Below are 22,187 nucleotides of genomic sequence, written 5' to 3'. Positions count from 1 at the left end.
CGAGAACTGTACATAATACACAGAACGTTACCAAATAAAGCGTGATGTCAAAAAGTCGGATATAAGTAAATTGAAAGTTTAGCCACTTGTGGTGTTGCTGGCTTCGCAACTTACCGATAACAACGAAAAAAGGGAGCCCTTGGGCTCCCTTTTGGAGAAATTAATGCATCGGATTCATCGCTGCACGATTAACGACCACGCGGCGGATAAAGAACGCTATGGCCAGACCGATAATCGTCACGATCATTGCGAAAAAGAACACGTTCTGCGAGCCGAATGTCATCGCATTGGCCACCTCGGTCATCTCGTTCGGCGCTGGGGATTCGTGCAAGTATTTTTCCATGCCTTTTGTAAGGATGCTGATCGCGATCGCTGTGCCGATCGCGCCCGCGACCTGCTGCAGCGTATTCATGACAGCCGTACCGTGTGGATACAATTCCGGTGGCAACTGGTTCAGGCCATTCGTCTGAGCTGGCATCCAAACCATGGAGATGCCGACCATTAGGCCGATATGCAAAGCGACGATCAAAGTGATCGAAGATGCCAACGTAATGCCGGAGAAAAACCATAACATTGCCGCCACAACGAAGAGACCGGGAATTACGAGCCACTTTGGCCCATACTTGTCAAACAAACGCCCCATGTGAGGTGACAGGATTCCGTTCAGTGCGCTGCCGGGCAAGAGCATGAGTCCGGCAGCGAACGCCGACAGTTTCATGCCGTTCTGCAGGTACATCGGAAGAATAATCATGCTCGACAAGATGATCATCATACACGACAGTACCATAAGCAGCCCTACAATGAACATAGGGTACTTGAAGACGCGCAAGTTCATCATCGGCTCACGCATGAAAATCTGCCGCAGAGCAAACAACACGAGTGCGACCATCCCGATGATTATCGAGGTAATCACAATAGCGCTAGTCCAGCCTTCCTCGCCTTCGCCCGCCTTACTGAAGCCAAAGACGACACCGCCGAAGCCGATCGTGGACAATACGACAGACAATAGATCAATACGGGGCTTCGTGAGTTCGGTGACGTTTTCCAAATATTTTAACCCTACCAACAGTCCTATGATCAGAAACGGAAGTGAGAGCCAAAAGATGTAGTGCCATGATAAATATTCGATCAAGAGCCCCGCCACTGTGGGGCCAGTTGCCGGCGCGAACATGATGACTAGACCTACGAAGCCCATCGCAGCACCGCGCTTTTCCGGCGGATAGACAATGAGGATCGTATTGAACATAAGCGGAATTAACAAGCCCATGCCAGCCGCTTGCAGAACGCGAGCAACCATCAACATTTCGAAATTGAATGCGAGAGCTGCAATCAACGTGCCGATGATGGAGCTAACGAGGGAGCCAATGAACAGTTGCCTCGTTGTAAACCATTGCAGCAGAAGCCCTGTCATAGGCATCAGAATACCGAGCGTCAGCAGGAACCCCGTCGTCAGCCACTGCGCTGTCGCTGCCGATATTTGGAACACGTCCATTAAATTACTGATCGCGATATTGAGCGCCGTCTCGCTGAACATGCCAACAAAGCCGCAGATGAGCAGCGATGCCATAATGGCACGCGTATTGTATTGCTTCATTCCCATTCCACTTCCTTCTCCTGTAAAATCTCTATTTGTACGCGGCCCTGTATCCGTCCGCTCTGTTACAATAAAGTTAACAGTTATCTATGTCAATACCCAGAACGTAATTTATTTGTAAATTAAAGAAATTTGCTTAGTTGTCTAATAAAAATACTTCAACCTGGTAAAAGCTGAACAGGCTGCCGATATTGCCGGCAGCCTGTAGTCATTTTGTTACACGGCCAATACATGGATCAGTTGTCCAGCCAGCGATTGCGAAATTATGCCCATAGAATGGCTGAATCACATACTCCATTTTCCCTTACCAGGAAGCTAAAATGCGAATTATAAGGTCGAGATGTCGATAACAAATCGATAACGCACATCACTTCGGAGGACTCTCTCGTATGCTTCGTCTACTTGCTCAGCATGAATCACCTCAATTTTTGGCACAATGCCGTGTTGAGCCGAGAAGTCGATCATCTCTTGTGTTTCCAGAATTCCGCCAACGAGTGACCCTGCTATACTGCGGCGGCCCATGATTAAGGAAAACACATTGTATTGATCCGGCTTGCCTGGAGCACCAACATTGACTAGCGTTCCATCCACGCGGAGCAAAGATAAATAAGCATCGACGTCAAGATTTGCAGACACGGTGTTTAAAATGAGGTCAAAACGTCCAGCCAACTCAGTGAATGTAGTGGGATCACTGGTTGCAAAATAATGATCAGCGCCAAAACCCAGGGCTTCGCTTTTCTTGTTCATAGACCGGCTTAAGACGGTGACTTCAGCACCTAAGGCATGCGCATATTGGATCGCCAGGTGGCCAAGTCCGCCCATTCCCACAATCGCAACCTTCTTGCCCGGTCCGGCGTTCCAGTGTTTCAAAGGTGAGTAAGTAGTAATGCCTGCGCACAATAAGGGGCTTGCCACATCCATTGATAGAGCGTCCGGAATACGGACGACGAACCTTTCAGTTACCACAATTTTTTGACTGTATCCACCGTAAGTTGGTTGACCGTCGTAGTCCAAGGCATTATAGGTTGACACAACGCCTTTTGTACAATATTGTTCTTCACCGCTAAGGCAATATTCGCATTCTCCGCAGGAGTCTACAAAGCAGCCGACGCCAACGCGGTCGCCAATTACAAATTTCGTTACTTCTGATCCAACCGCTGCCACGACCCCAGCAATTTCGTGACCGGGGACCATCGGAAAGATTCCTCCACCCCATTCGTCATGTGCACTGTGAATATCGGAATGGCAAATCCCGCTATACTTAATATCGATTAAAATGTCGTCAGGCCGCAATGCTCTGCGCTCAATCGTTGTCTTTTCGAATAGTGCTTTGGCACTTGAAACACTTAGAACATGAGAATTACACATATCTCTCACTACCCCTTTATTAAACTAAATATGAAATATAGAATTCTTCAGATACGGCATCGATTTGCAAGATCTTGTACTTTCACACCTCTATTGAAGTGAGTTGAAGTTTTGTTTTCAACGATCGTTTCACAAAGAAAATGAACGCCAACATCGAGAATGCGACCATCGCTGCGCTGACCGCGAACAAGAAAGAATAGCTCGTGTACTGAGATACCCAGCCTAGCATGATCGCGCCTAACCCGATACCAAGGTCGGTGGCTGTCGCTAAAGAAGCATTGGCAACTCCTTTACGATCTGGGTGGGCAAGACGTATTGTTGCCGATTGGAGAGCCGGATGCGCGGAACCGAAACCGATTCCGTACAAAACAGCCGAAACGAGCACCCCGAACATTCCGGTCGATAAACTCAAGCAAATTAAAGCCATCATCGTAATGACAAGAGCCGGTACGATGACAAATGTCTCTCCATACCGGTCCGACAACTTCCCCGATAGAGGACGGCTCAGGGCAAGTGTTGCTGCAAAGGCTAGAAAAAACATACCGGAATTGACTTTGATGGATTCCGCGAACAGCGGGACAAAGGTGGTAATGCCGCCATATGCAATGAACATGAAAAAGACCGATGTAGAGATGGGCAGGACCGATTTTTCAAACAATTCGATTCTTCTTGCGCCTACTTGAGGATGGAATGGCATTTTGGCTCCAAACGTTAGGAGCAGCGCTATGGCAGAAAGAACGACAGCGAATAGAAACAAAACGTGGTACGACAAGTCCTGGATCACCCAGATCCCGACCACCGGGCCGAATGCCATAGCCAAGGTCATCGACGTACTAAACCACCCCAAGCCTTCTCCGCGTCGTGCGGATGGGATCATATCCGTTATGGTTGTACTAATGGCAGTGGTAGAAATGGCCCAGCTTATCCCGTGCAAAATTCTGAGCCCCAATAAAGCGACTATTCCGCCGATCCAGCTATACAAATACATTGCCAAAATGAAGACCAGCAGCCCCCAGACGATAAACGGTCTCCTGCCATAACGGTCCAGCAGCCCGCCGACGATCGGTCGAACCAAGACGGATGTCAACATAAAAGCGCCCATCGACAGGCCGATCTGAGCTTCGTTGCCACCAAACTGTTTAATAAATAGCGGCAGCGTTGGGTACAGCATATAAAATGCGTTGAATAGGAAGAGCGTCCCTACGGTCATAAGGATAAATGACTTCGTCCACAGGCGTTCCACGGTTTCATCCTCCCCAAGTGAGATAACAATGCAATCAGTACCTTTTAAGAGCTCTACCCCCGAATCGCTCTTCCCCTTTTCATGAATCCGTTTCAGATATTCTGGCAGCCATGTCGTTTATGTCCTTAATCAAATCGATATTGATTGAATAATCAACGTTTGTCTATTATTATAAAAAGTAACAAGACGTTTGCAATGGTTAAATGAACTCGTTTTGTTGATTTTTGAACAAAACTAACATAATTGTTGATTATTCAAGAAAGTTTGGTGACCTTCAGAATGTCCAAAGTGGATAGAAGAATACTTAAATCCCAAGAAGCGATTAAAAAAGCTATTATTGAACTGATGTCTGAAAAAAATTTTGATGACATTACCATACAAGATATTTCCGACAGGGCAAATGTAAACAGAGGAACCATCTATCTTCATTATCAGGATAAGTATGATTTACTGGATAAGCTTATTGAAGAACATATTAATGAAATGCGGGGAATCTGCACGTGGGCATGCGAAATGGATTGGAGCGATGCGACTGTGGTCCTTTTCGAATACTTTGAGCGTAATTATTTATTCTTCTCTACGATGTTAGCGAGTAAAGGTGCCCCTTCTTTTCGTAGTCGGTTCCTTGAGTTTCTTATCGAAGAGTTCAAGGATGAAGTCAATCTAACAGATGAAAAAAATCGCGGATTAAATGAAGATGTTATGCTTCGATTTATGGGAACGGCTTACGTAGGGACAGTGGAATGGTGGATCATGAATGGAATGCCGCATCCCCCTCATGTCATGGCAAATCAAGTGGGGATCTTGTTAGAGAGGATAGTATAATCAGTCGGACAAAATAGTTCGTAAAGCTAGGATGAGTCCAAGGGAAGGCGCTAACTCGACACATACGTTCTCTTTGTGGGATAAAAAAAGGCACCGTCTCTCAAGTCGGTGCCTTCTGTTTCAATTGTTATTTCCCAGTCAAATCAATCTTCACAACCGAAGCGCCGATACCCGGCTCATTTGGCTTATTGACTCCTCGTGGTTGGTCAAAATTGCTGACGTATAAAGTATTGCCCACGACATGTACACTCGCTGGGAACTCTAATGTACCTTGATTGCTCGGGCTGCCGGCTACCTCGGTTACCTTTCCGTTCGAAGACACCTTAACGACTGAGTTCAGCTCATTGGCACATACATACAAGTCACCGTTGGGTCCGAACATAATCCCGTCAGCCCCATATAGTCTGGCATCTTTGGCGAAAAGCTCCACCTTACCAAACGTTCCGTCCGCATTCACAGCCACCCGGTTAATTTCCCCTGAGCTTGTGTTAGCGATATATAGCCTACCGTCTTTGTCAAAGTCCAATCCGTTCACCGTAATGAGCTGATCTTTTCGTTCGGCCACAATCCCGCTGGCCCAGACCTTCAACTCACCGCTTGGTGATACGACATAGACGTTGCCGTTTGCTCCGCCGCTTACATACAAGTTACCTTTGGCATCGAAAACCATTCCATTGGCACCGACAGTCCCGCTCACGAACGTTTCTACCAGACTGCCGTCGAATGGACCTCCTTCCAATACCTTCGATGGTATACGCAGAATGACGCCTTCCTGTCCACCACTTGCCATATACATATTGCCGTCTTTATCCATTACTAACCCAGTTGCCGGATGTGGCAGAACCGTTAACACCTCAGCTTTACCGGTCTCGGGTACAATTCGGAACAGCTGCTTGGAGTTCGAATCCACTGTGTACAAACGGCCTTGTCGATCTCCAGTGATGCCCTCGGTGCGCATCCCAGTTGCGTTTTCGGGATCCAGATCAACTAGTACTGAAGCTTGCGCCATACGAAAATTAATGACCTTCTTTACTTCCGGTTGCACTGGTTTCTTATCTTTACCCACCAGCTGGACTGTAAGTTTATGCTCTCCAGGCGCTAACTTATTGAAGATGACCGGTTGGCCTTTCGACACATCCATTGCAGGCTCCCCATCGATAGCAGCCTGGGTATAGCCCTCCCCAGCCTTCAAAGCAACTACAGCAACTTTTAATTCACTGCCGATCACTGCCTGCTGCTCAGTTAGTCCAAACACCTGCAGACTCGGCTGGCTACCGGATGTGAGCGCAACCGTTCTTAGCTTGTCATTGTATGTAACCTCGTTTCCAAACGTTTCAGATACGGATCGGACCGGAGCAACTATGCTTCCACCGATTAACTGCAGCGGTGTTGCTGTAGGTAAGCTTAATCCATTTATCTTGTAAACGGCAGCTCCTACGGTCATTTCTAACGTGTTACCCTCTTTCGTCAGGGTGAGCGTTTTAGCATCTTCCTGCCATTTTGCTGCGAGTCCCAATGATTGGGCAACCGACTCATAAGGCGAATACAAGTTGTGATCCACAAGAAGGGAGTTGCTCGATAAATCCGAAGCCTTGCCGTTTATAGCTACTTTCATGTCCGATGTGACCGAGTCTGCAAGTGCGGTTGTTGAAGCTGTTGTGAAACAAGTGATTGCCGCAAGCATTGAAACAACTATCCGTTTACGCATCCTTCTTCAATCCCCCTTAAAGTTTGATTCAAGAATAAAATTCGATGAAACGCTTACATTCCCTTCATCACATTTAAAAAATAATTTTATAAAAAACTCACGCGTCTACATACTTCCTAATATTACCTGAAGCCTGTGAACTTAACAAAGTGAAGTTGTTCGTTAAGCAACCGTTTCTTTTGTTTCAGACGAATAAGGCTCAAACGCTCGGATCCATTTGAATCGATTAACTTTTATAATAGCTACAAAGCATTTAAGGATTTGGTCCGACTTTAGACAGATAAATATAATTAACGGCGAAAAATCAAACACAAAAGCACAAAGCGCTGAAGCCGGAAGGACAATCAGCCACATGAAAATGGTATCATTGTACAAAACAAATTTGGTATCCCCTCCACTGCGTACGATCCCTGTTAAAGACGGCATCTGATAGGCAGTTCCGCAAACGGTGATGGACAGTACTGTCATAAATTGAAGTGCAAGAGCCCTTGCTTCCGCGGAAATGGAATAAAAGTCAAGCACATGATCCTTTGTAATAAAAAGTAGAGTACCAGTAAATAGCCCAATGATGAGATACAGCACCTGTAGGGTCTTGGCGTAGGATTTAATTTTATCCATGTGCCCCTCCCCAATTGTTTTGCCAATTACAATTGTCGTAGCGCTTGCAGAGGCAAAAACCACGACGGATACAATTTGAAAGATGGTCGTTGCTATGCTGTTGGCCGCAATCGCAGCCGCTCCCATATGCCCGAGAATGGATGTTTGTGTCGCCATAGCAATACCCCAAATAAAGTTGGACATTAGAATAGGTGATCCTAGATTAACATAGTGCTTAAACAAACCCATCTCGATTTTGAAGAAATCACGCAGCTTCAAATGGATCTTTCGATCAAAGCGCTTCACGAAGATTAAGACAATGATCAGTTCAATGATTCTTGCCGACAAGGTTGCAATGGCTGCTCCTCGCACCCCTAGACTCGGAAAGCCAAAATGTCCGTATATGAAGAGATAATTCAGGCACACATTGATGATGAGCGTGGTCGAGGACAAAATAAAACCAATCTTGACTGTTTCTACACCCCGCAGTGTCGCAAGTAGGATACTGGTAATAGAGAAGAATATATAAGAAAAGCAAATGATTTGTACGAATTTTGTTCCCTCAGAGATAACGTTTTGATCATTAGTAAACAATGAGAGTAAGCTATGAGGAAAGAAAAAGACAACAGCCCACATACTCAAACCAACTAGAATCGAAAGACGCATGCCGATGCTGGTAATCTTCTTTATCGATTCGATGTCATTTGCACCCCAGTATCTTGATGCCATAATGACTAATCCCTCGCCTACCCCCATGACAAGCATATGTAGCACAAACTGAATTTGATTCGCTACCGCGACACCGGAAAGCGCTGATTCACTGTAACCTCCAATCATAAAATTGTCGGATAAGTTGACCCCGAAAGTAATGATGTTTTGTAAACCGATAATAAGGGTCAGTGTAAAGAATGTTTTGTAGAATGACGTCTCTCGCACAAATATACCCATGAGCAGAACCCTTCTTCACTTTAGAGTTAATTAATTTCTCAAAAAAAGTAATTAAAGGTAAGGAATTCCCTCCTCAATATACCATATTACGGGAATCTAAACCGAAATAATCATTTGTAAAATTACCACTGACAAGAGCCCCAAATCTCGTCTTTATTACTCTGAAATGAAAGTTTGTAGGGTCATGTCCACATCGGTAGCAATGTTTCTCCACGGTCCGTTGCAGGTGCTGGAGTAATAGCCCGCTAGTTCAATAGCAATCATTCTTTGGATTGAGTTTAACAACAACCGGAACTAGAATTTCAGCAGTATACTTACTTTCCTCTTTTCCAAATTGAAACACTTCCAATGAAACCGAATTTGAATTTCTTTGCATTCCTTTGTCCCGTAGAAATTTATCAATAAGTCCATATGGCTCTTCGCCATTGGATTGTACTCTTACATATTGGTTACTAGGTACTTTAAAGCCAATCATACTCTCTGGAATAGATTGTAGTTCTGTTACTTCCATGCAATAGATATAGGTGAATAACACCTCGTTTGCAAAATGTACACAAACATAAGTGCTCTCGTCCATTATGCTTTGAATTTCTTCTTTTCTTTCCATGAAAAGTTGTTGTGCTTCCCCAATACCTTTAACGTTTTTCAATGGAGAAGTTACTGCGATGCCAATATATTTTCTCTCCCCTAATTGAACAACATCAATCTGTGTATTACTCATTCGCATCGTCTCCTTGTATAAAATCTGGTGGTGATAATTTCGATATATCCCCATTATCTTCCTTCTAATGATTTCTGCTCATATATGAGAAACCTAAGCGAAACTTATATTTTATATATTTTTCATCAAGTGGACTTCATGTTAGCATAAATATGAAAAACAAAGCAGGCTGAGAAAATGGATAGATGGAGCCTGCTTGTTAACGAATTAACAAGGAGGTTCAACCATGATAAATGGTAATGATCTTATGCATCTGAGACGCTGTATTGAACTTGCAAGAGCTGCTTTGGAGGCGGGTGATGAGCCATTCGGTTCAGTCCTTGTCTCAGCCAGCGGAGATGTGCTTGCGGAAGACCACAACCATGTAGCCGGTGGCGATCATACCCAACACCCTGAATTTGCTTTGGCGCGTTGGGCTGCCAAGAACATGACAACGGATGAACGAGGCAAGGCGACGGTCTATACCTCGGGCGAGCATTGCCCTATGTGCGCTGCGGCCCATGGATGGGTTGGATTAGGTCGTATTGTTTATGCGAGTTCTTCAGAACAGCTGGCACAATGGATGTGTGAAATGGGGGTTGCCGCAACGCGTGTTCGTAATCTCGCTATCCACCAAGTGATTCGTGATACTACCATTGACGGCCCTGTTCCTGAACTTGCTGAGCAAGTTCGGGAGCTCCATCGTCAATTTCGCGATAAACGCTGAGTACGCCGCATTTGAACAAGGATTTCGATTGAGCAAGAATGCAAAGTCAAGTAAAAAGGGTATCCCCAAAGATACCCTTTTTACTTGACTTTAAAGTGAATCAATTCAGATCAGTCTATTGAAGAAATTTAATCCCATTAAACAAAAAAGCCGCTATTTACGCGGCATTAAATCTCCATTCTAGAGCTACCTGTTTAGTCTGCCGAAACGTATAACTTCATTGGCGATTTGAAGCTAGTGGCTCTGTCATACCGGTGTGTTCCCTATTGGAATACTTCAAAGCCTCCGGATTAAACTTGACCGTCTGGCCGGATATTTTCTGAGTGACCGCATCGGCGATTGCCCGGTAGCCTGCCTCATTCGGATGGATTGTATCCTGCATAAACGGATGCTCTGGCCGTACCTGACGCCCAAACACGAGGCTGGGAATGTCGAGAATATCGACGCGCGGGTTATAGTCCCGGAAGCTATAATAAACCTCCCACAGCTGATCGGAGTAAAGCTGCGCGTTCTCTATTTTATCCATATGAATATAGCTCCATCGGTTCACTGACAGGAATGGATTCGGTATACGCAGCAGAATCCCGCCGTGAGTTTCCTTCAAGAGCCTGTCCACGGCGAGCTTCAGATCAGCCTTAATCTGCGCAGGACTGCTTTCTCGAATGTCGTTGATTCCGTAAGAAATGATATACAGGTTGGCCTGATCTTGAATCACATGGTCAAGTGTATTGCCGTGAGTAGCGATTTGGTTAACAAAATGATGCAGCGTATTGCCGCTAGAACCTCGGTTTCGGATTTTCACTCCTTCCAGAACGCCTCCTGGACCCCCATAGATCTCCTCCAGTTGGTCATATAGGCCATCTGCAGCTTCTGTCGTACTGTCGCCGACGAAGTCGATGAGCTTGCCTGATTTGGAGCTCTGATAGAACTCCTGAATCGATTCGGCCGTATCCCCGGAAGACCAAACTTGAAGCTGAGGTGCGAAGATCAAAGAGAACGCTAAACCTAGCTTCCACCAGCTACGCATCAACCTAATCAGTCCTTTCATGGTAAAAGTAGAAGTTTTCTCCTTTACTAAGGTTCCCCGTACGGGTTTCTTCATTCGCTTCCATTATCGTCGTATCGATAAGGCGGCTCCAACGGGAACCACCCACTATTCGCCAAGGAAAATAAAACAGCAGACCAGATTTAATCTGGTCTGCTGCCGAATGCTGAAAATATTCTAGCACTTATGGCTTCGCTGTACCTTTTGTCGGTACTGCCTGAAGAGTGACTGGTACAGCAGAGTTTCCAGCTGCGTCAACCGCCGTAATTTTAATGTCGTTCATTCCCGGCTGAAGTTCAATCGGTGCTGAGATAAAGACAAGATCGTTGCCCACCTGTGCATCGATACTATTTACGCGGACCTCCGCTCTCTCACTGACCGTACCACCCAGTAACCAAGGTGTTGTGCTGATATTATAGTGATTCCCTGTCTTTTTGCCGATCGGCTGAAGCGTAATCACTGGAGCGATTGCATCTTCGACTCTCTTCATGTCTCCGACATTTAGGGATTGCCCGTCAGCTGTTTGTGAGCTGTTGCCTACGACCTTGACATAGATACGATTCTCATAATAACCTGCGGTATTTGCTATCTTGAGCAAGTTCAACGGCCAAGAGCCTCCCCAGCTATACCCGTTACGGCGCTCGTCTTCGATTTCGAGTATATTATGCTTGATAATGCCGTCGCGTCCGGAGAAGATCGGCAGGTTAGTTCCGATTTCGTAGAAACGGTACCAGGATGTACTAGCCGGATCCGGTACGAAATACACATTGTTCTTATCCCCCGAAACATATTTAATCCCACTAAGTTTATTTGCTTCAAACCAATTTAAAGCATTATTAATTGCTTTGCTAACCTCTGGTGTTTGATTAGGCAGTGCCATCAAATACTTGACAATTTCCACCGATTCGGATCCTGAAATAGAAGGATGCTCGTAAGCCCGGGCCTCTCGCGGCTCATAAGTGACGGGATCATGCTGGGCGCACCAAGCAGTTAGCAAACCGTTCGCCGTAATTTGTGATTTCAGAATATAATCCAACCCCTTGTCCAGACTTTCCTGCAGCCTGGTCACGTTATCATTCGCTACAATGTCGGTATTAAACGGATAATCGTGCTTCTTGACCATACTAAGAACATTCATCACTCGCATCATCGCGTTATCATTAAAGGTGACATAATCGGAATAATTCCCGCGTGCCGGATAGACTTGAGGCCAGCCTCCGCTCGGATATTGCATCGTCAGCAAAAAATTCAGCCCTCTGTTCACAGCTTCCTTGTAGCGAAGGTCACCAGTCTGCTTATACATAACAGCGAGGAACAATATTTCATTCGTAGTGGCATTATTGTCGACGGTGCCAATATCCTTGCCGTCTTTGGTCCGCCAATCAGACTTGCTCTCTTGGCCATCCCAAGCACGTCCGTATTTATCATTCACACTATATTTGTACCAACCACCCTCCGCAGTCTGCCATGTGAGAAGGTTGTCCGCCTGTCGAATATCTTTATCTGGATCACCCGTAAAATAAGCCGCCTTTTGAAAGGGAACGCTTTTCGGATTCTCCTTTATGGGCCGGGTGATCGTAGCGTCCGGATTCATGGCTTCCTTAGTCTCAAGAACGATGGTTGTTCTTCCCTCCGCATCCTTTTCCTCTACTGTTTTTACAACTGTAAACGCTTTCGAAAAATTCGGATTCAGAGTGTACCAGTCCCCCATAGCCGCCTCAAGCTCAAGATCGGCAGGGTTAAAACTGCTCAGCTTATCACTTAAGGTAACCTTCACCTTCGTCGGCGCGATGGCTTCGGCTTTGACGATCTTCGGCGCTTCGGCAGCGAAGGCATTGGACCCGGAGTGTGCAGGATAAACTGATAACATCAGCATTCCCAGCGAACACACCGTCGTAAGTAGTACTTGCTTCTTTGCTGGCTTCGACAACATCAATAAAACCTCCTAGTAAATATTCGTGATTTGAGAACCAGATAAGGCCCACTTTCTAAGTGTACTGAATAATCGGATGCAATTCTTGCCAATAAATTGTTCATTTCACCTGATTTATTTAATATATTTGTCCAATACAGCTCTTTGCCTTTTTTGCTGATAGTAGTTCATGAGCACGCGGGATGTGACCTTAAACCAATCAAAGCCCTAGCTACAAGGAATAACTCCTTATAACTAGAGCTCCGATGCTGATCGCCACTCTAGAATGGCATGTCCTAGATCACTTACTCCTTAACCCTCACCATATACCCTATCTTCGAACGCCATCCAAATATGCATGCCAGATGTCGCTTTCGGCTTCCGTCATTCCTCCGGTTATGGTGGAAAAATCGATTGCCCGGTCGAAACATTCTTTTAACAAAGAAAATTGCTGGAAAGAGGCCGTTATTTTGCTCAATGAGGCTGAACGGGCCAACTCTTCCAGCTTCCCAACGGCAGAACAACCACTCAGTTCCAAGGACTGGAGGTTGTCAAGCTTAGCCAGTGCGGAAATATCCTCAACTGCTGAGTCTTTCATAATCACCTCTTTCAGCTTATGGCATTTCTCAACAAACTGCAAATTCCGCAGAGTAACCTCATCTAGCACCAGCTTGCGTAAGTTCACGAGCTTGCCTAATACGGCCAAGTCGTCCTCGGTTATTTGACCTAATCCGGATATCGACAGCTCCTTAACCTGTTTGAGTTCGGATATACTGCAAAGCTGCTCCGCATCAGGTCGGGAAATCTCCAGCGCTCGCAAGCTCTTGATCTGCTTCAATGGAGAAAAATCGCGGATGTGCGTATTTTGTACATCCACTACTTTCAATTTGGGAAGCGAGCTGAGAGGAGATACGTCGGTAACAGCCGTACCGGAAATAATCAACTCCTGTAAATGCTCCAGACTTTGCAGTGGGCGAAGGTCCGAAACCGGATTCTTCACAAGATACAATATTTTCAACTGCTTACAGCCTCTCAGTGCTTCGATGGAACGAATTTCATTCACACTCAGAACCAACTCGCGCACGTCCTCGCATTGTGCCAGTGGAGTAATATCCGTTAATCCTTTCCCTATAAAAAGATGCCGCTTCGCACGAAGAAAAGCATCCGGAGAACCGCTCGCATCCATGATTCTTTCTTTCCAACCGTTATCCAGGGCATCAAACCATACATTTGCGTCCTCGACACCCGCTTCTTGTCTTAACGGCTCAAGCACAGGAAGCTCCATCCTGCGAATCGCATCGAGAAAATGGACTGCCCCTTCTTTGCCATAGCTCCATGAAATGTATTCTTCATCTTCCTGATTAACGCTGTAATTGCCTTCCTTAGCAGTATCGCGGATAAAATGCAGCAATTGAGAGACACCGAGGGCTATCACGTACTTGACCTCTTCATCGCGGCCAAAGTTAATAATCTGTCCTGCTCTCCCTTTGTCTGCTGGATCCAGGTCAATGCCGATGTTATTGCCGCCCCAATCTTTACTGATCGACAGCCAATAGCGGTTAATGTACTGTTCCATAATCCAGCCTGCGGGAACGGAATAATGCTCCACTTCCATGACATCATCTTCCAGACCGCTCCAAATCCTGCATTCCGCAAGCATGTCATCCAGTGATAGAAACGGAAGTCCAAAAAACAATCCGGGCCCTCCCTCCTTTTCTCCGTTATGGATCTGGTAAAACTCCCTCAGCTCTGACGGAAGATTAAATCCTAGTGCCGCTTCCGCCTTGCGAAGCTCCTCCTCCGCAGCAGGCGGGTTTAATGATGCAGCCAGCTGGGGAAGATCTCCCTGCAGAAGCTCAATTATTTCTAGTAGTATTTGTTTCATGTAATTTCCTCCTTAGTGAGGCCGCATGGCTAACAATCAATAAAATCTCAAGAATCTTTATCGGCTTTCGTACCCGACACTTGTAAGAAGAACAACCAACGAACCAGTCGGCAAGCCTGCTTCGACGATTTGAAACAGTTCGTCATTAATGGCTCCATATGGCGAATTGTTTCCATACAAAAGAATGATCGAATTATAAGCTTGAATGGTTTCAGCGATCTTTGCCGGCAGTTGTTCGGCGAACGGCTCGTGTGGCGAATATTCCAAACGCAAATACTCGATAAAGGCCTTACGTTCGTCCTCATTGTTGAAATAATGCAGCTCTTGAAAATCTTCATCGATCCAGGAGCACCCAATGCCTGCTAGAAAGGCGGAAGGCAGTGCATCTCCGTCGTCGTCGTAATCGGTCTCGACAAAAGCTTCCAGTTCTTCCTCAGAAGAGAAGTTGGCTCCCCATATGGTTACAATATGTTTCATCTTGACTACACCTGCCTTGTTTGTTCAGTTATTGGAATACATAAACAGGCATTAAATTGCTCGGTTCTTTTCCGCATCCAACACATCCGTGTCTGACTGACCGTCCGGATCGACAGGTCAGCTGCTACCACTCGTAGAAGTTACTCTCAATGAGCTCGGCGAACGATCTTGCCACAACATCCATCTCACCCGAATCATGGTAACAGATGAGTACTTCCTCTTTGGAATTGAGCATGATGGGATCGCCGCAACCATTCATCGAAATAACATAACCGTCCTGCAGTTGCTTTCCCGCTGCACTCCCCATGAACTGTTGTCTAAACTCCATTGTCAATTCAACGACCGTTTCATTCCCAAACACATTGCCGTTGGAGAATGCGTGTACGGGCAATCCTGCATACCCTCCGCCGAATGCCTTGATGAATTGGATATAATCCGCATGGAAGGTCACATGCAAGCGAAGCTCCGCATCGGCAATTTGTTCGTCATTTGCAGGTACAGCGACGAGAGATGTATTGTCCTCTTTGCCGAAAAAATGATAAAGACGTTCCATGAGCTCATCTTTCAACATGAAGTTGTCCCCCTTACTTGCGTTTGTCCATTAATGCCAGTATGTCCGTGAACAAACGCTGCTGATCTTCGTCTTTTTCCTTCCGAGCTCTCGCCTGTAGGTTCTTCTTGCTACCCCAGATCATATATATCAGATGCTCGGCCTCATACGAGTCGAATGGTTCCATAAGCGTCAACAGTACCTGCAAATTTTGGGTGCTTTCGAATTGGGCCCGCTCCTTGACGAACTTACCTTCGTTACACCGCATTAAGCAAGCTACGACGATTGGAAGTGACGTCGAGTCGATGCCGTAATGTTGTATAAGCGCCAGCGTGAACGACTGCTGTACATTTTGATGCTCCTGATCCACAAGGCTCAAATAGGTTTGTACTAACGGGAAATGCTGCTTATCTGCCAGCCCCAAGCCGAATACAGCATAGGTGCCGGGCATGCAATTTTTCTCCCCTTCCGTGTCGTCGTACCATTCGTGTTCGGCCATAGCTGATCGCGCATAGACTTCAAGCTTAGGAAACAGCTCTCTATATTGCAGGGCGTTGGCGAAGAAACGATGTGTTTGCGATTTGGCCAACCCAGGGATGGGCAGCAACTGCTTGGACTGGGATTTCAGTTTGATCTGATAGCTTTTGGAGAAGCCTTTGTTCAGCAGGTTGCAAATAAAATCGATCGCCTTCGCATAGCTGTCCGCGCATTCATCCTTGATATGAACCGTAATCGTCGAAAATATATCATTAGCCCGGCATTCTAGCCGTTCATCCTTAAAACCAACATCGGCTGTGTCAAACGTACCGCTGCCGTCCTTCATGGCCCGCTCCGCCTTGACGCTGCCCAGTTCTTTCAGCAGCTCCAACATTTCGATACCTGTGTTTCTGCTATAATTCGGCTCATACTTAATGATCATGATAGCCGTTTGTAACGCGAGCTCCATTTGATGTGGATCGATGCCAGCTAGATTAATCCCATCCTTTTTTGCATAGGTAGGAAGTCCCCAGTTCTGTTTCGTACAGTAAAAATAGAGAGGAAGAAATTCAGTTTCGGTCCAGTTACGAAAAGCGCGAATGAACGTAGCCCTATGCTCGTCCAGCTTCGCCTTGTTTTTCTTATTCAACTCCATGACCCTGTCGTATATACGCAATATTTCCTTTACATCTAACGTAGGAAACAAACCGGGATCAACCAAATGATTGGATAGGAAGAAGCTTTCCAGTGGAACTGTCGGAAAGGCTTTGGCTTCGAGATTATACTGTATGTAGTTATTAATCCGTTCCAGCAGCACTGCTCTCTTGCTTTCATTGACATAATCCACCACTGTGACATCAAATGGACCATCGGCTGCGGTAAATTTTGCAACAATCTTAAAGCGGTAATGAAGCAAAGGGTTGCTATCATAAGACTTAATGCGGCTCAGAAGCCTTTCTTCTATCAACGGCAGCAGTTCGTTCGTAATCTTTTCCTTTGTGAGCGGCTCCGTCGGCCGTAAGCCTTTGTGTTGGCATTCCGGCGAACTAAAATCATCGTCGAATGAAAATACACGGATTTTTCCTTCGTTATAATCGAAACGGGCATAATCATGTATGCCGATCTGCAAGGAAGTGCGTCGTACAATCGTGGCGGCGTCCTTCTTTTCGATTTGATCGAACCATTCGTTCATTATTTCGAATATTTCATCGGCTATTGTCGCAACTATTGTTTGTCCCTCCATTATGGGTCACCTTCCCCGCCATTAGCAAAATCTGGTAACAGGTGTCCCGAATATTTTATTATAGGATTTCAACTTTAAAAAGCTCAGCGGCCACTTCGAACGCTCTGTAGTGTAGTCACACCTCATCGGCGCCAGAAAACATGAAAACAAGCCAAGTTATCCTAGGTTGCTGAACCCGATTTTGTTCAACTCAAGCAGCACTTCCTGAACTTTTCTCTCAGGATTCAAAGTCGCAATCCAGTCCTCCTCTATACGGGAACCTTGATAAATTTGGCTGACAACATCAAGCGGGAGCGGTTTTTCCAGGCCGAAATAACCTTCCGCCCATTCCACGTAGTTCACGGCTGACTCTTTCAAATAGCCGAATAAAAAAGCTGCTCCCCCATCCCTGTCGCTTTCGTCCACCTCATCCAAACCATCCCATTCACCGCTTCGCCATGTGGAATCGGCTTTCATTCGCCATATGCAGAAGGTTACGTCTTCTTCTTCAAGGAATTCGCTGTTGTTCTGAAGGATTGCAAGCACGTCTTCCGGCAGCTCATCATACATGCCCGGACAGATCCGCCCATCTTCCCTAGCATGCGGGCTGAGCGGAGACTCATGGTCAAAGCCTTTAACGAGAACGCCTTCTTTCATAAACAAAACATACAGATGATCCCCGGCACCGTTCTCTATCACACCCAGATCCACTCCCGGCTTCCAGGCATGCTCATAACGGTGAACCCGAAGCCAATTTTCTTCGCATAAAATCGCATCCAGCGCTGCCATGATCTTCATCCGCTCTTTTAAGCTCGCTGGTTCTGGTAGCTTTGCCGCTGCCCAACTTCTCATAGAAAATGCCCCCTCCACATTTGCATGAAAATACATGTAAAATGCCAACTTGTCCGATACTCATAGCTATTTATTAAGATAGCAGCAACATCAAAATGATGAGAAAGTAAACTATAAAGCCCTTTTTCTCCCCAATAGGAATCAAAAGGGCATTAATTATGAACCGTTTCTGCCGAGCTAGTCAGACTTTTCGATTGTTAATAATCGTGAATACCCCCGCAACGGTTAGTAAACACCCGAGTACGAATGGCGGAATAAAGTAAGCAAGGGCTTCAGTGTCCTCCCAGTGTAAACTAAAACTGTTGCACCCGTTTGGGCTCATGCCGCAGGCAAACGCGTTGAGCCAGATCCACAATGCGGCTGTGGCAAGGCATACCAGAAATCCGATCAGAGTGAGAATGAAACCGAAGGTTCTCAACCGCAGTCCCCTCCCCTCTAACAATTTCCGGAAATATCTAGCGTTTTCTTTGGCCAACTTATAGCAGTCCACGCATTTCCAATCCATTTCTTACTTCTCACATTAAATTCAATTAATACTGGTATTTATTACTATTTAATCATAATTGAGCAAGGTGCCAACGAAAATAAGCTCAATTGCCTATATAAATAGGACCGATGGTCTTCAAAAAGGTCTTGAAACTAATGGCTAGTTATTGCATACCGAATTGTTCTAAACGAATACGTCAATAAAAAAAATCTCCCGTTGTTACAGGGAGAATTTCATAATCAACGGATCCTGTCGTTCTCCTTGCCTGCTTTGGATCCTAGTCCTTTTCCGCGATACTTACTAAAAAAGCATAAATAACTTGAGAACCTTTTCGAGGTTACATCTTCTTTTGGATACAAACATTCAGTTTAATGTTTGTTATCCATTGATATATTCCATACAACACTATACAAATTACTTAATCATATTGACGTGGATATTAACACCGGATATTCTTTATAAAGAACAAAGTGTTCGTTAGTATTGGAGGGGGTATCTTGAAAGTTAACACGCGGTATGAAGAAATGGATTCGTTAAGGGGTATAGCTGCTACATCGGTTGTTTTAGCACATATCTCAATTATTCTGTTAGGGGGCAATATCTTTGAAAAATTAAATTATACGCCTCTTCATATTTTTTGGTTAGGGCACGAATCTGTAATTTTGTTTTTTATCTTAAGCGGATTCGTTTTGTCTCTGCCTTATCTTGCTAAAAAGCAGGTAAATTATAAAGATTACATAATTCGAAGAGTATGTAGAATCTTAATTCCTAGTGCAATATCAGTTCTTAATTGCATTTTATTGATGAACCTATTGTACTATAAGGAAATATCAGAGTTGAGTAAGTGGTTTAATTATATTTGGTCAAAGCCTATAACAATTCAATTGTTCATAGAACATCTTTTTTTATTGGCGGAGACGGATACGATGACGCTTAATCCTGTTCTTTGGTCACTTATTCATGAGATGAGGATTTCAATTCTATTTCCGTTAATTATGTTCACTGTTCTTAAGAGAGAATGGAAGTGGAATTTGGTTTTCATGTTCTCTATTCCTGTTCTATTCTTATTGACATATTATTTCTTACTTAAATTCTTTCATTATGATATAACTAGATTCACTGGCTACTCCTCCTATCTTATGACACCTCATTATTCTGCGTTTTTTATTCTAGGTATCATTTTAGCCAAGTATCGGAATGTAATTAGTGTTTTTTATAAAAGGTTGAATAGAGTAATTAAAGTATCATTTTTGGCGATCGGTTTCGTTGCATATATGTATGTTTGGTTAATCATGCCGAACAAATCAATGTTTCATTCATTTATTATCAATGATTGGGCAATTGCTTTTGGTGGTTCTATATTCATAATTTTTAGCCTTAATTCAAAGACAATTAAAGCGGCATTATTATTTAAGCCGGTTAATTTTGTAGGAAAGATTTCTTATAGTTTGTATTTGTACCATATGATTGTAATTCTTTCAATGACTTACATTCTTCATGAAATTTTATCATTTGAAATGATTTTAGCAATTTCTTTTGTTTTATCATTTATTGTAGCGAGCATTATGTATTATGCTGTGGAGTTTCCTTCAATAAAACTTGGGCACTTATTAATTAGATCATCATTAAAAACTAATGTTCAAACTGAAAAAGCAAAGGTGTCGTAATTTTTAACAAACATTATCGCCTGTCTAATGAAAAGTATAGTTACTTTACCGGTTTTATCATCATCAGCGTTTTCAAAAAATGATTGATGAAGCGTAGGCAAGCTATATTGATCAATTAACTTTATATGCATGTTTTTAGTAAAAATCCTGTTGAACAAAAAGGGATAAAAAAAGCGAAGATACTCAGCTTCCAATGAACGTACATATTTGAATAATCAAATGGCTCGTTTGACCTGAATGACATGACTGGAAACGGTTGTCACAATGTAACCTTTTTCATCTGCATTATTGTGAGATACTTCTTGCTCATACACAAACAGACATGCAAAACGCTGCCGAGAGCTCTCGACAGCGTTAACAAACAATAGATATGAGAATAACGACTATTTACTTTAAGATGCGTTTGGCATAAACCAGCTTGCTGGCAAACCATGTTCCTTCCATCGGCTCATAAGTGACTTTACCGCGTCCGCCGCCTTCTTGAAGGACATAATGCTTACCATTTTTCTCACCAGCATAGAGGCCTACATGAGCGCCACCACCGGCATCACTTGAATTAGCGAAGAACAACAGGTCTCCGACTTGCAGATTTTTGAATTTATTATTTTTATCTATTTTTACTGGCGTACCTAGTGATGTTGTGTAACGCTGACTTCTAGATGAGCTAGTGAATTTAATTCCCAGTGCCTTGTTATACACCCAAGAAGTGAAGTTTGAGCAATCAAAGCCAATACCTGGCTTCATCGTACCGTATTTCCAAGGAACTCCCAATTGGGTCTTACCTACGCTGATAAGCTTCTGCTGCTGAGAAGATAGCTTAGTTGAACTCGGTACTGCTGCTGATACGGTACCCAAGGAGCTAAATGCAAGGAAGGTGGCCACTACTAAGGCAATCAATTTTTTCATTGGAATATCCCCTCTCTAGGTATTAGTCGTGATAGATTCTATTATCGTGTGCATCATAAGCTTTGCTTTCTTTTCTTTACAATGAGGCTAATCCCAAAGAGCAACACAAACACTCCAGCTCCAATAAGGCCCCACTTAAGCGAACCTTGACTTACACCGGCATAAATACCACTCATAGCAATGGTATAAGGCAGGATGCCTACCGCAGTCGTCCATATAAATACCCATGTTTTTACATTCAGCAATCCGGCCGTGTAATTTACGAAATGATAAGGCACTAACGGAACAAACCGCAGAAGGAGCAATCCGTATGATTCTCGCCGATGTACGAGCTGTCTTACTTTATCCAAAAAAGGACGGGTCAGCTGACCGAAAAACGGCTTGGTGATCCACTTGGTCAAAAACATGGCACCAATTGCACCCATAAGTCCTCCGATCCAGGAGTATACGCCTCCCCAGATCGGTCCGTAAATTTCCATAAGAACGATAGAAGTGAACTCTCCAGGTACAGGCAATATGTTAACGATCGTCTGGATGAGGATTCCGAATACGATACCGATAAAGCCCATATGTCGGACGGCTCCCAGCAGACGCTGCGCTTCCCCGATACGCAGTAAATAAATGTACAGGGCTATGACTATGATGATGAGTACTAGACTGATCACGCTTATTAGTCGTGTTTGGGATGATGGCTGCGGCTGCTGCTCCACAAAATAGGTTCACCTCTTAAAACCATAATTTTCGGCTCACCAGTAAGTTTTCCTGATATTAGCATCTTCATTCCCGGGTAGTCATTAAGAATTCAAAGTGCGCTTCTCTTTTTTCTTATCTTATCCCATAGTCTGTATTCAAGCCCTTCATACCACGCCTGTTATCACATCCAGAGGATAATGAACTCCCGTGCATACCCGCGATAGTCCAATGCAGGCCGCCGCGGCCAGCTATACTATTCCTATCCGTGGTTTGTGCAGCCAGAATGTTGTAGCTTTCGCGAATG

Annotated in this window: 19 protein-coding genes; 3 read left to right on the top strand and 16 right to left on the bottom strand. The window is 44.6% G+C overall.

Annotated elements, in window-relative coordinates:
- Window positions 1-160 precede the first annotated feature (160 nt).
- The 3 genes from BP97_RS0125355 to BP97_RS0125345 form a co-directional block, all read right to left on the bottom strand.
- A complete protein-coding gene (locus BP97_RS0125355) occupies window positions 161-1,600 on the bottom strand; it encodes a DHA2 family efflux MFS transporter permease subunit (RefSeq protein ID WP_028551641.1) in 1,440 nt (479 codons plus the stop codon).
- A 321-nt stretch (window positions 1,601-1,921) separates the two neighbouring features.
- The gene (locus BP97_RS0125350) at window positions 1,922-2,962 is read right to left on the bottom strand and encodes an NAD(P)-dependent alcohol dehydrogenase (protein ID WP_028551640.1); all 1,041 of its coding nucleotides are present in this window, start codon (window positions 2,960-2,962) and stop codon (window positions 1,922-1,924) included.
- Between the two features lie 82 nt (window positions 2,963-3,044).
- A complete protein-coding gene (locus BP97_RS0125345; RefSeq protein ID WP_028551639.1) occupies window positions 3,045-4,205 on the bottom strand; it encodes an MFS transporter in 1,161 nt (386 codons plus the stop codon).
- A gap of 279 nt (window positions 4,206-4,484) precedes the next feature.
- Here BP97_RS0125345 and BP97_RS0125340 point away from each other — a divergent pair, with 279 nt between their 5' ends.
- On the top strand, window positions 4,485-5,030 hold the full coding sequence (locus tag BP97_RS0125340; protein WP_028551638.1) for a TetR/AcrR family transcriptional regulator: 546 nt from the start codon (window positions 4,485-4,487) through the stop codon (window positions 5,028-5,030).
- A gap of 127 nt (window positions 5,031-5,157) precedes the next feature.
- Here the strand turns inward: BP97_RS0125340 and BP97_RS39095 are convergent, their stop codons facing one another.
- The 3 genes from BP97_RS39095 to BP97_RS0125325 form a co-directional block, all read right to left on the bottom strand.
- Entirely contained in the window at window positions 5,158-6,738 is a 1,581-nt protein-coding gene (locus BP97_RS39095) for a stalk domain-containing protein (RefSeq protein ID WP_051620956.1), read from the bottom strand.
- 162 nt (window positions 6,739-6,900) lie between these two features.
- Window positions 6,901-8,283, bottom strand: coding sequence for an MATE family efflux transporter (locus BP97_RS0125330; RefSeq protein ID WP_028551637.1), 1,383 nt, complete (start codon window positions 8,281-8,283; stop codon window positions 6,901-6,903).
- A 250-nt stretch (window positions 8,284-8,533) separates the two neighbouring features.
- Window positions 8,534-9,004 (bottom strand): GyrI-like domain-containing protein, encoded by a 471-nt coding sequence (locus tag BP97_RS0125325; RefSeq protein ID WP_028551636.1) that lies wholly within the window; start codon window positions 9,002-9,004, stop codon window positions 8,534-8,536.
- 226 nt (window positions 9,005-9,230) lie between these two features.
- Here BP97_RS0125325 and BP97_RS0125320 point away from each other — a divergent pair, with 226 nt between their 5' ends.
- Window positions 9,231-9,710: a nucleoside deaminase gene (locus BP97_RS0125320; protein ID WP_028551635.1), complete on the top strand. Its 480-nt coding sequence runs from the start codon at window positions 9,231-9,233 to the stop codon at window positions 9,708-9,710.
- A gap of 217 nt (window positions 9,711-9,927) precedes the next feature.
- Here BP97_RS0125320 and BP97_RS0125315 read toward each other — a convergent pair whose 3' ends face one another.
- The 7 genes from BP97_RS0125315 to BP97_RS0125285 all read right to left on the bottom strand — a co-directional run bounded on the left by BP97_RS0125315 (window position 9,928) and on the right by BP97_RS0125285 (window position 18,130).
- Window positions 9,928-10,737, bottom strand: a complete 810-nt coding sequence (locus BP97_RS0125315) for an SGNH/GDSL hydrolase family protein (RefSeq protein ID WP_231506412.1) — start codon at window positions 10,735-10,737, stop codon at window positions 9,928-9,930.
- 202 nt (window positions 10,738-10,939) lie between these two features.
- Window positions 10,940-12,688 (bottom strand): pectate lyase, encoded by a 1,749-nt coding sequence (gene pelA, locus BP97_RS0125310; RefSeq protein WP_028551633.1) that lies wholly within the window; start codon window positions 12,686-12,688, stop codon window positions 10,940-10,942.
- Window positions 12,689-12,998: 310 nt separating this feature from the next.
- Window positions 12,999-14,552, bottom strand: a complete 1,554-nt coding sequence (locus BP97_RS0125305) for a leucine-rich repeat domain-containing protein (protein ID WP_028551632.1) — start codon at window positions 14,550-14,552, stop codon at window positions 12,999-13,001.
- Between the two features lie 57 nt (window positions 14,553-14,609).
- Entirely contained in the window at window positions 14,610-15,029 is a 420-nt protein-coding gene (locus BP97_RS0125300) for an immunity 22 family protein (protein ID WP_028551631.1), read from the bottom strand.
- 124 nt (window positions 15,030-15,153) lie between these two features.
- Window positions 15,154-15,600 carry an SMI1/KNR4 family protein gene (locus tag BP97_RS0125295; protein WP_231506409.1) on the bottom strand — a complete coding sequence of 149 codons (447 nt, stop codon included), beginning with the start codon at window positions 15,598-15,600 and terminating at the stop codon, window positions 15,154-15,156.
- A gap of 13 nt (window positions 15,601-15,613) precedes the next feature.
- Window positions 15,614-17,299 (bottom strand): DUF6138 family protein, encoded by a 1,686-nt coding sequence (locus BP97_RS0125290; RefSeq protein ID WP_028551629.1) that lies wholly within the window; start codon window positions 17,297-17,299, stop codon window positions 15,614-15,616.
- A gap of 156 nt (window positions 17,300-17,455) precedes the next feature.
- Window positions 17,456-18,130 (bottom strand): hypothetical protein, encoded by a 675-nt coding sequence (locus tag BP97_RS0125285; RefSeq protein ID WP_028551628.1) that lies wholly within the window; start codon window positions 18,128-18,130, stop codon window positions 17,456-17,458.
- Window positions 18,131-19,114: 984 nt separating this feature from the next.
- On the opposite strand from BP97_RS0125285, the gene BP97_RS0125275 reads away from it, so the two are divergent.
- Entirely contained in the window at window positions 19,115-20,284 is a 1,170-nt protein-coding gene (locus BP97_RS0125275; RefSeq protein WP_028551626.1) for an acyltransferase family protein, read from the top strand.
- A 387-nt stretch (window positions 20,285-20,671) separates the two neighbouring features.
- On the opposite strand, the gene BP97_RS0125270 is transcribed toward BP97_RS0125275, so the two are convergent.
- From BP97_RS0125270 to BP97_RS41765, 3 genes are all read right to left on the bottom strand, one after another.
- Window positions 20,672-21,190, bottom strand: coding sequence for a C40 family peptidase (locus BP97_RS0125270; RefSeq protein WP_028551625.1), 519 nt, complete (start codon window positions 21,188-21,190; stop codon window positions 20,672-20,674).
- Between the two features lie 53 nt (window positions 21,191-21,243).
- The gene (locus BP97_RS0125265) at window positions 21,244-21,900 is read right to left on the bottom strand and encodes a TVP38/TMEM64 family protein (protein ID WP_028551624.1); all 657 of its coding nucleotides are present in this window, start codon (window positions 21,898-21,900) and stop codon (window positions 21,244-21,246) included.
- 147 nt (window positions 21,901-22,047) lie between these two features.
- A complete protein-coding gene (locus tag BP97_RS41765; RefSeq protein ID WP_156043314.1) occupies window positions 22,048-22,131 on the bottom strand; it encodes a phosphatase PAP2 family protein in 84 nt (27 codons plus the stop codon).
- Window positions 22,132-22,187 lie beyond the last annotated feature (56 nt).

Source organism: Paenibacillus sp. UNC451MF (assembly GCF_000686845.1).
In the GTDB taxonomy this organism is placed as follows: Bacteria; Bacillota; Bacilli; order Paenibacillales; family NBRC-103111; genus Paenibacillus_S.
The sequence above is the reverse complement of the archived record's forward strand: the minus strand, read 5'-3'. Positions and strand labels throughout refer to the sequence as shown.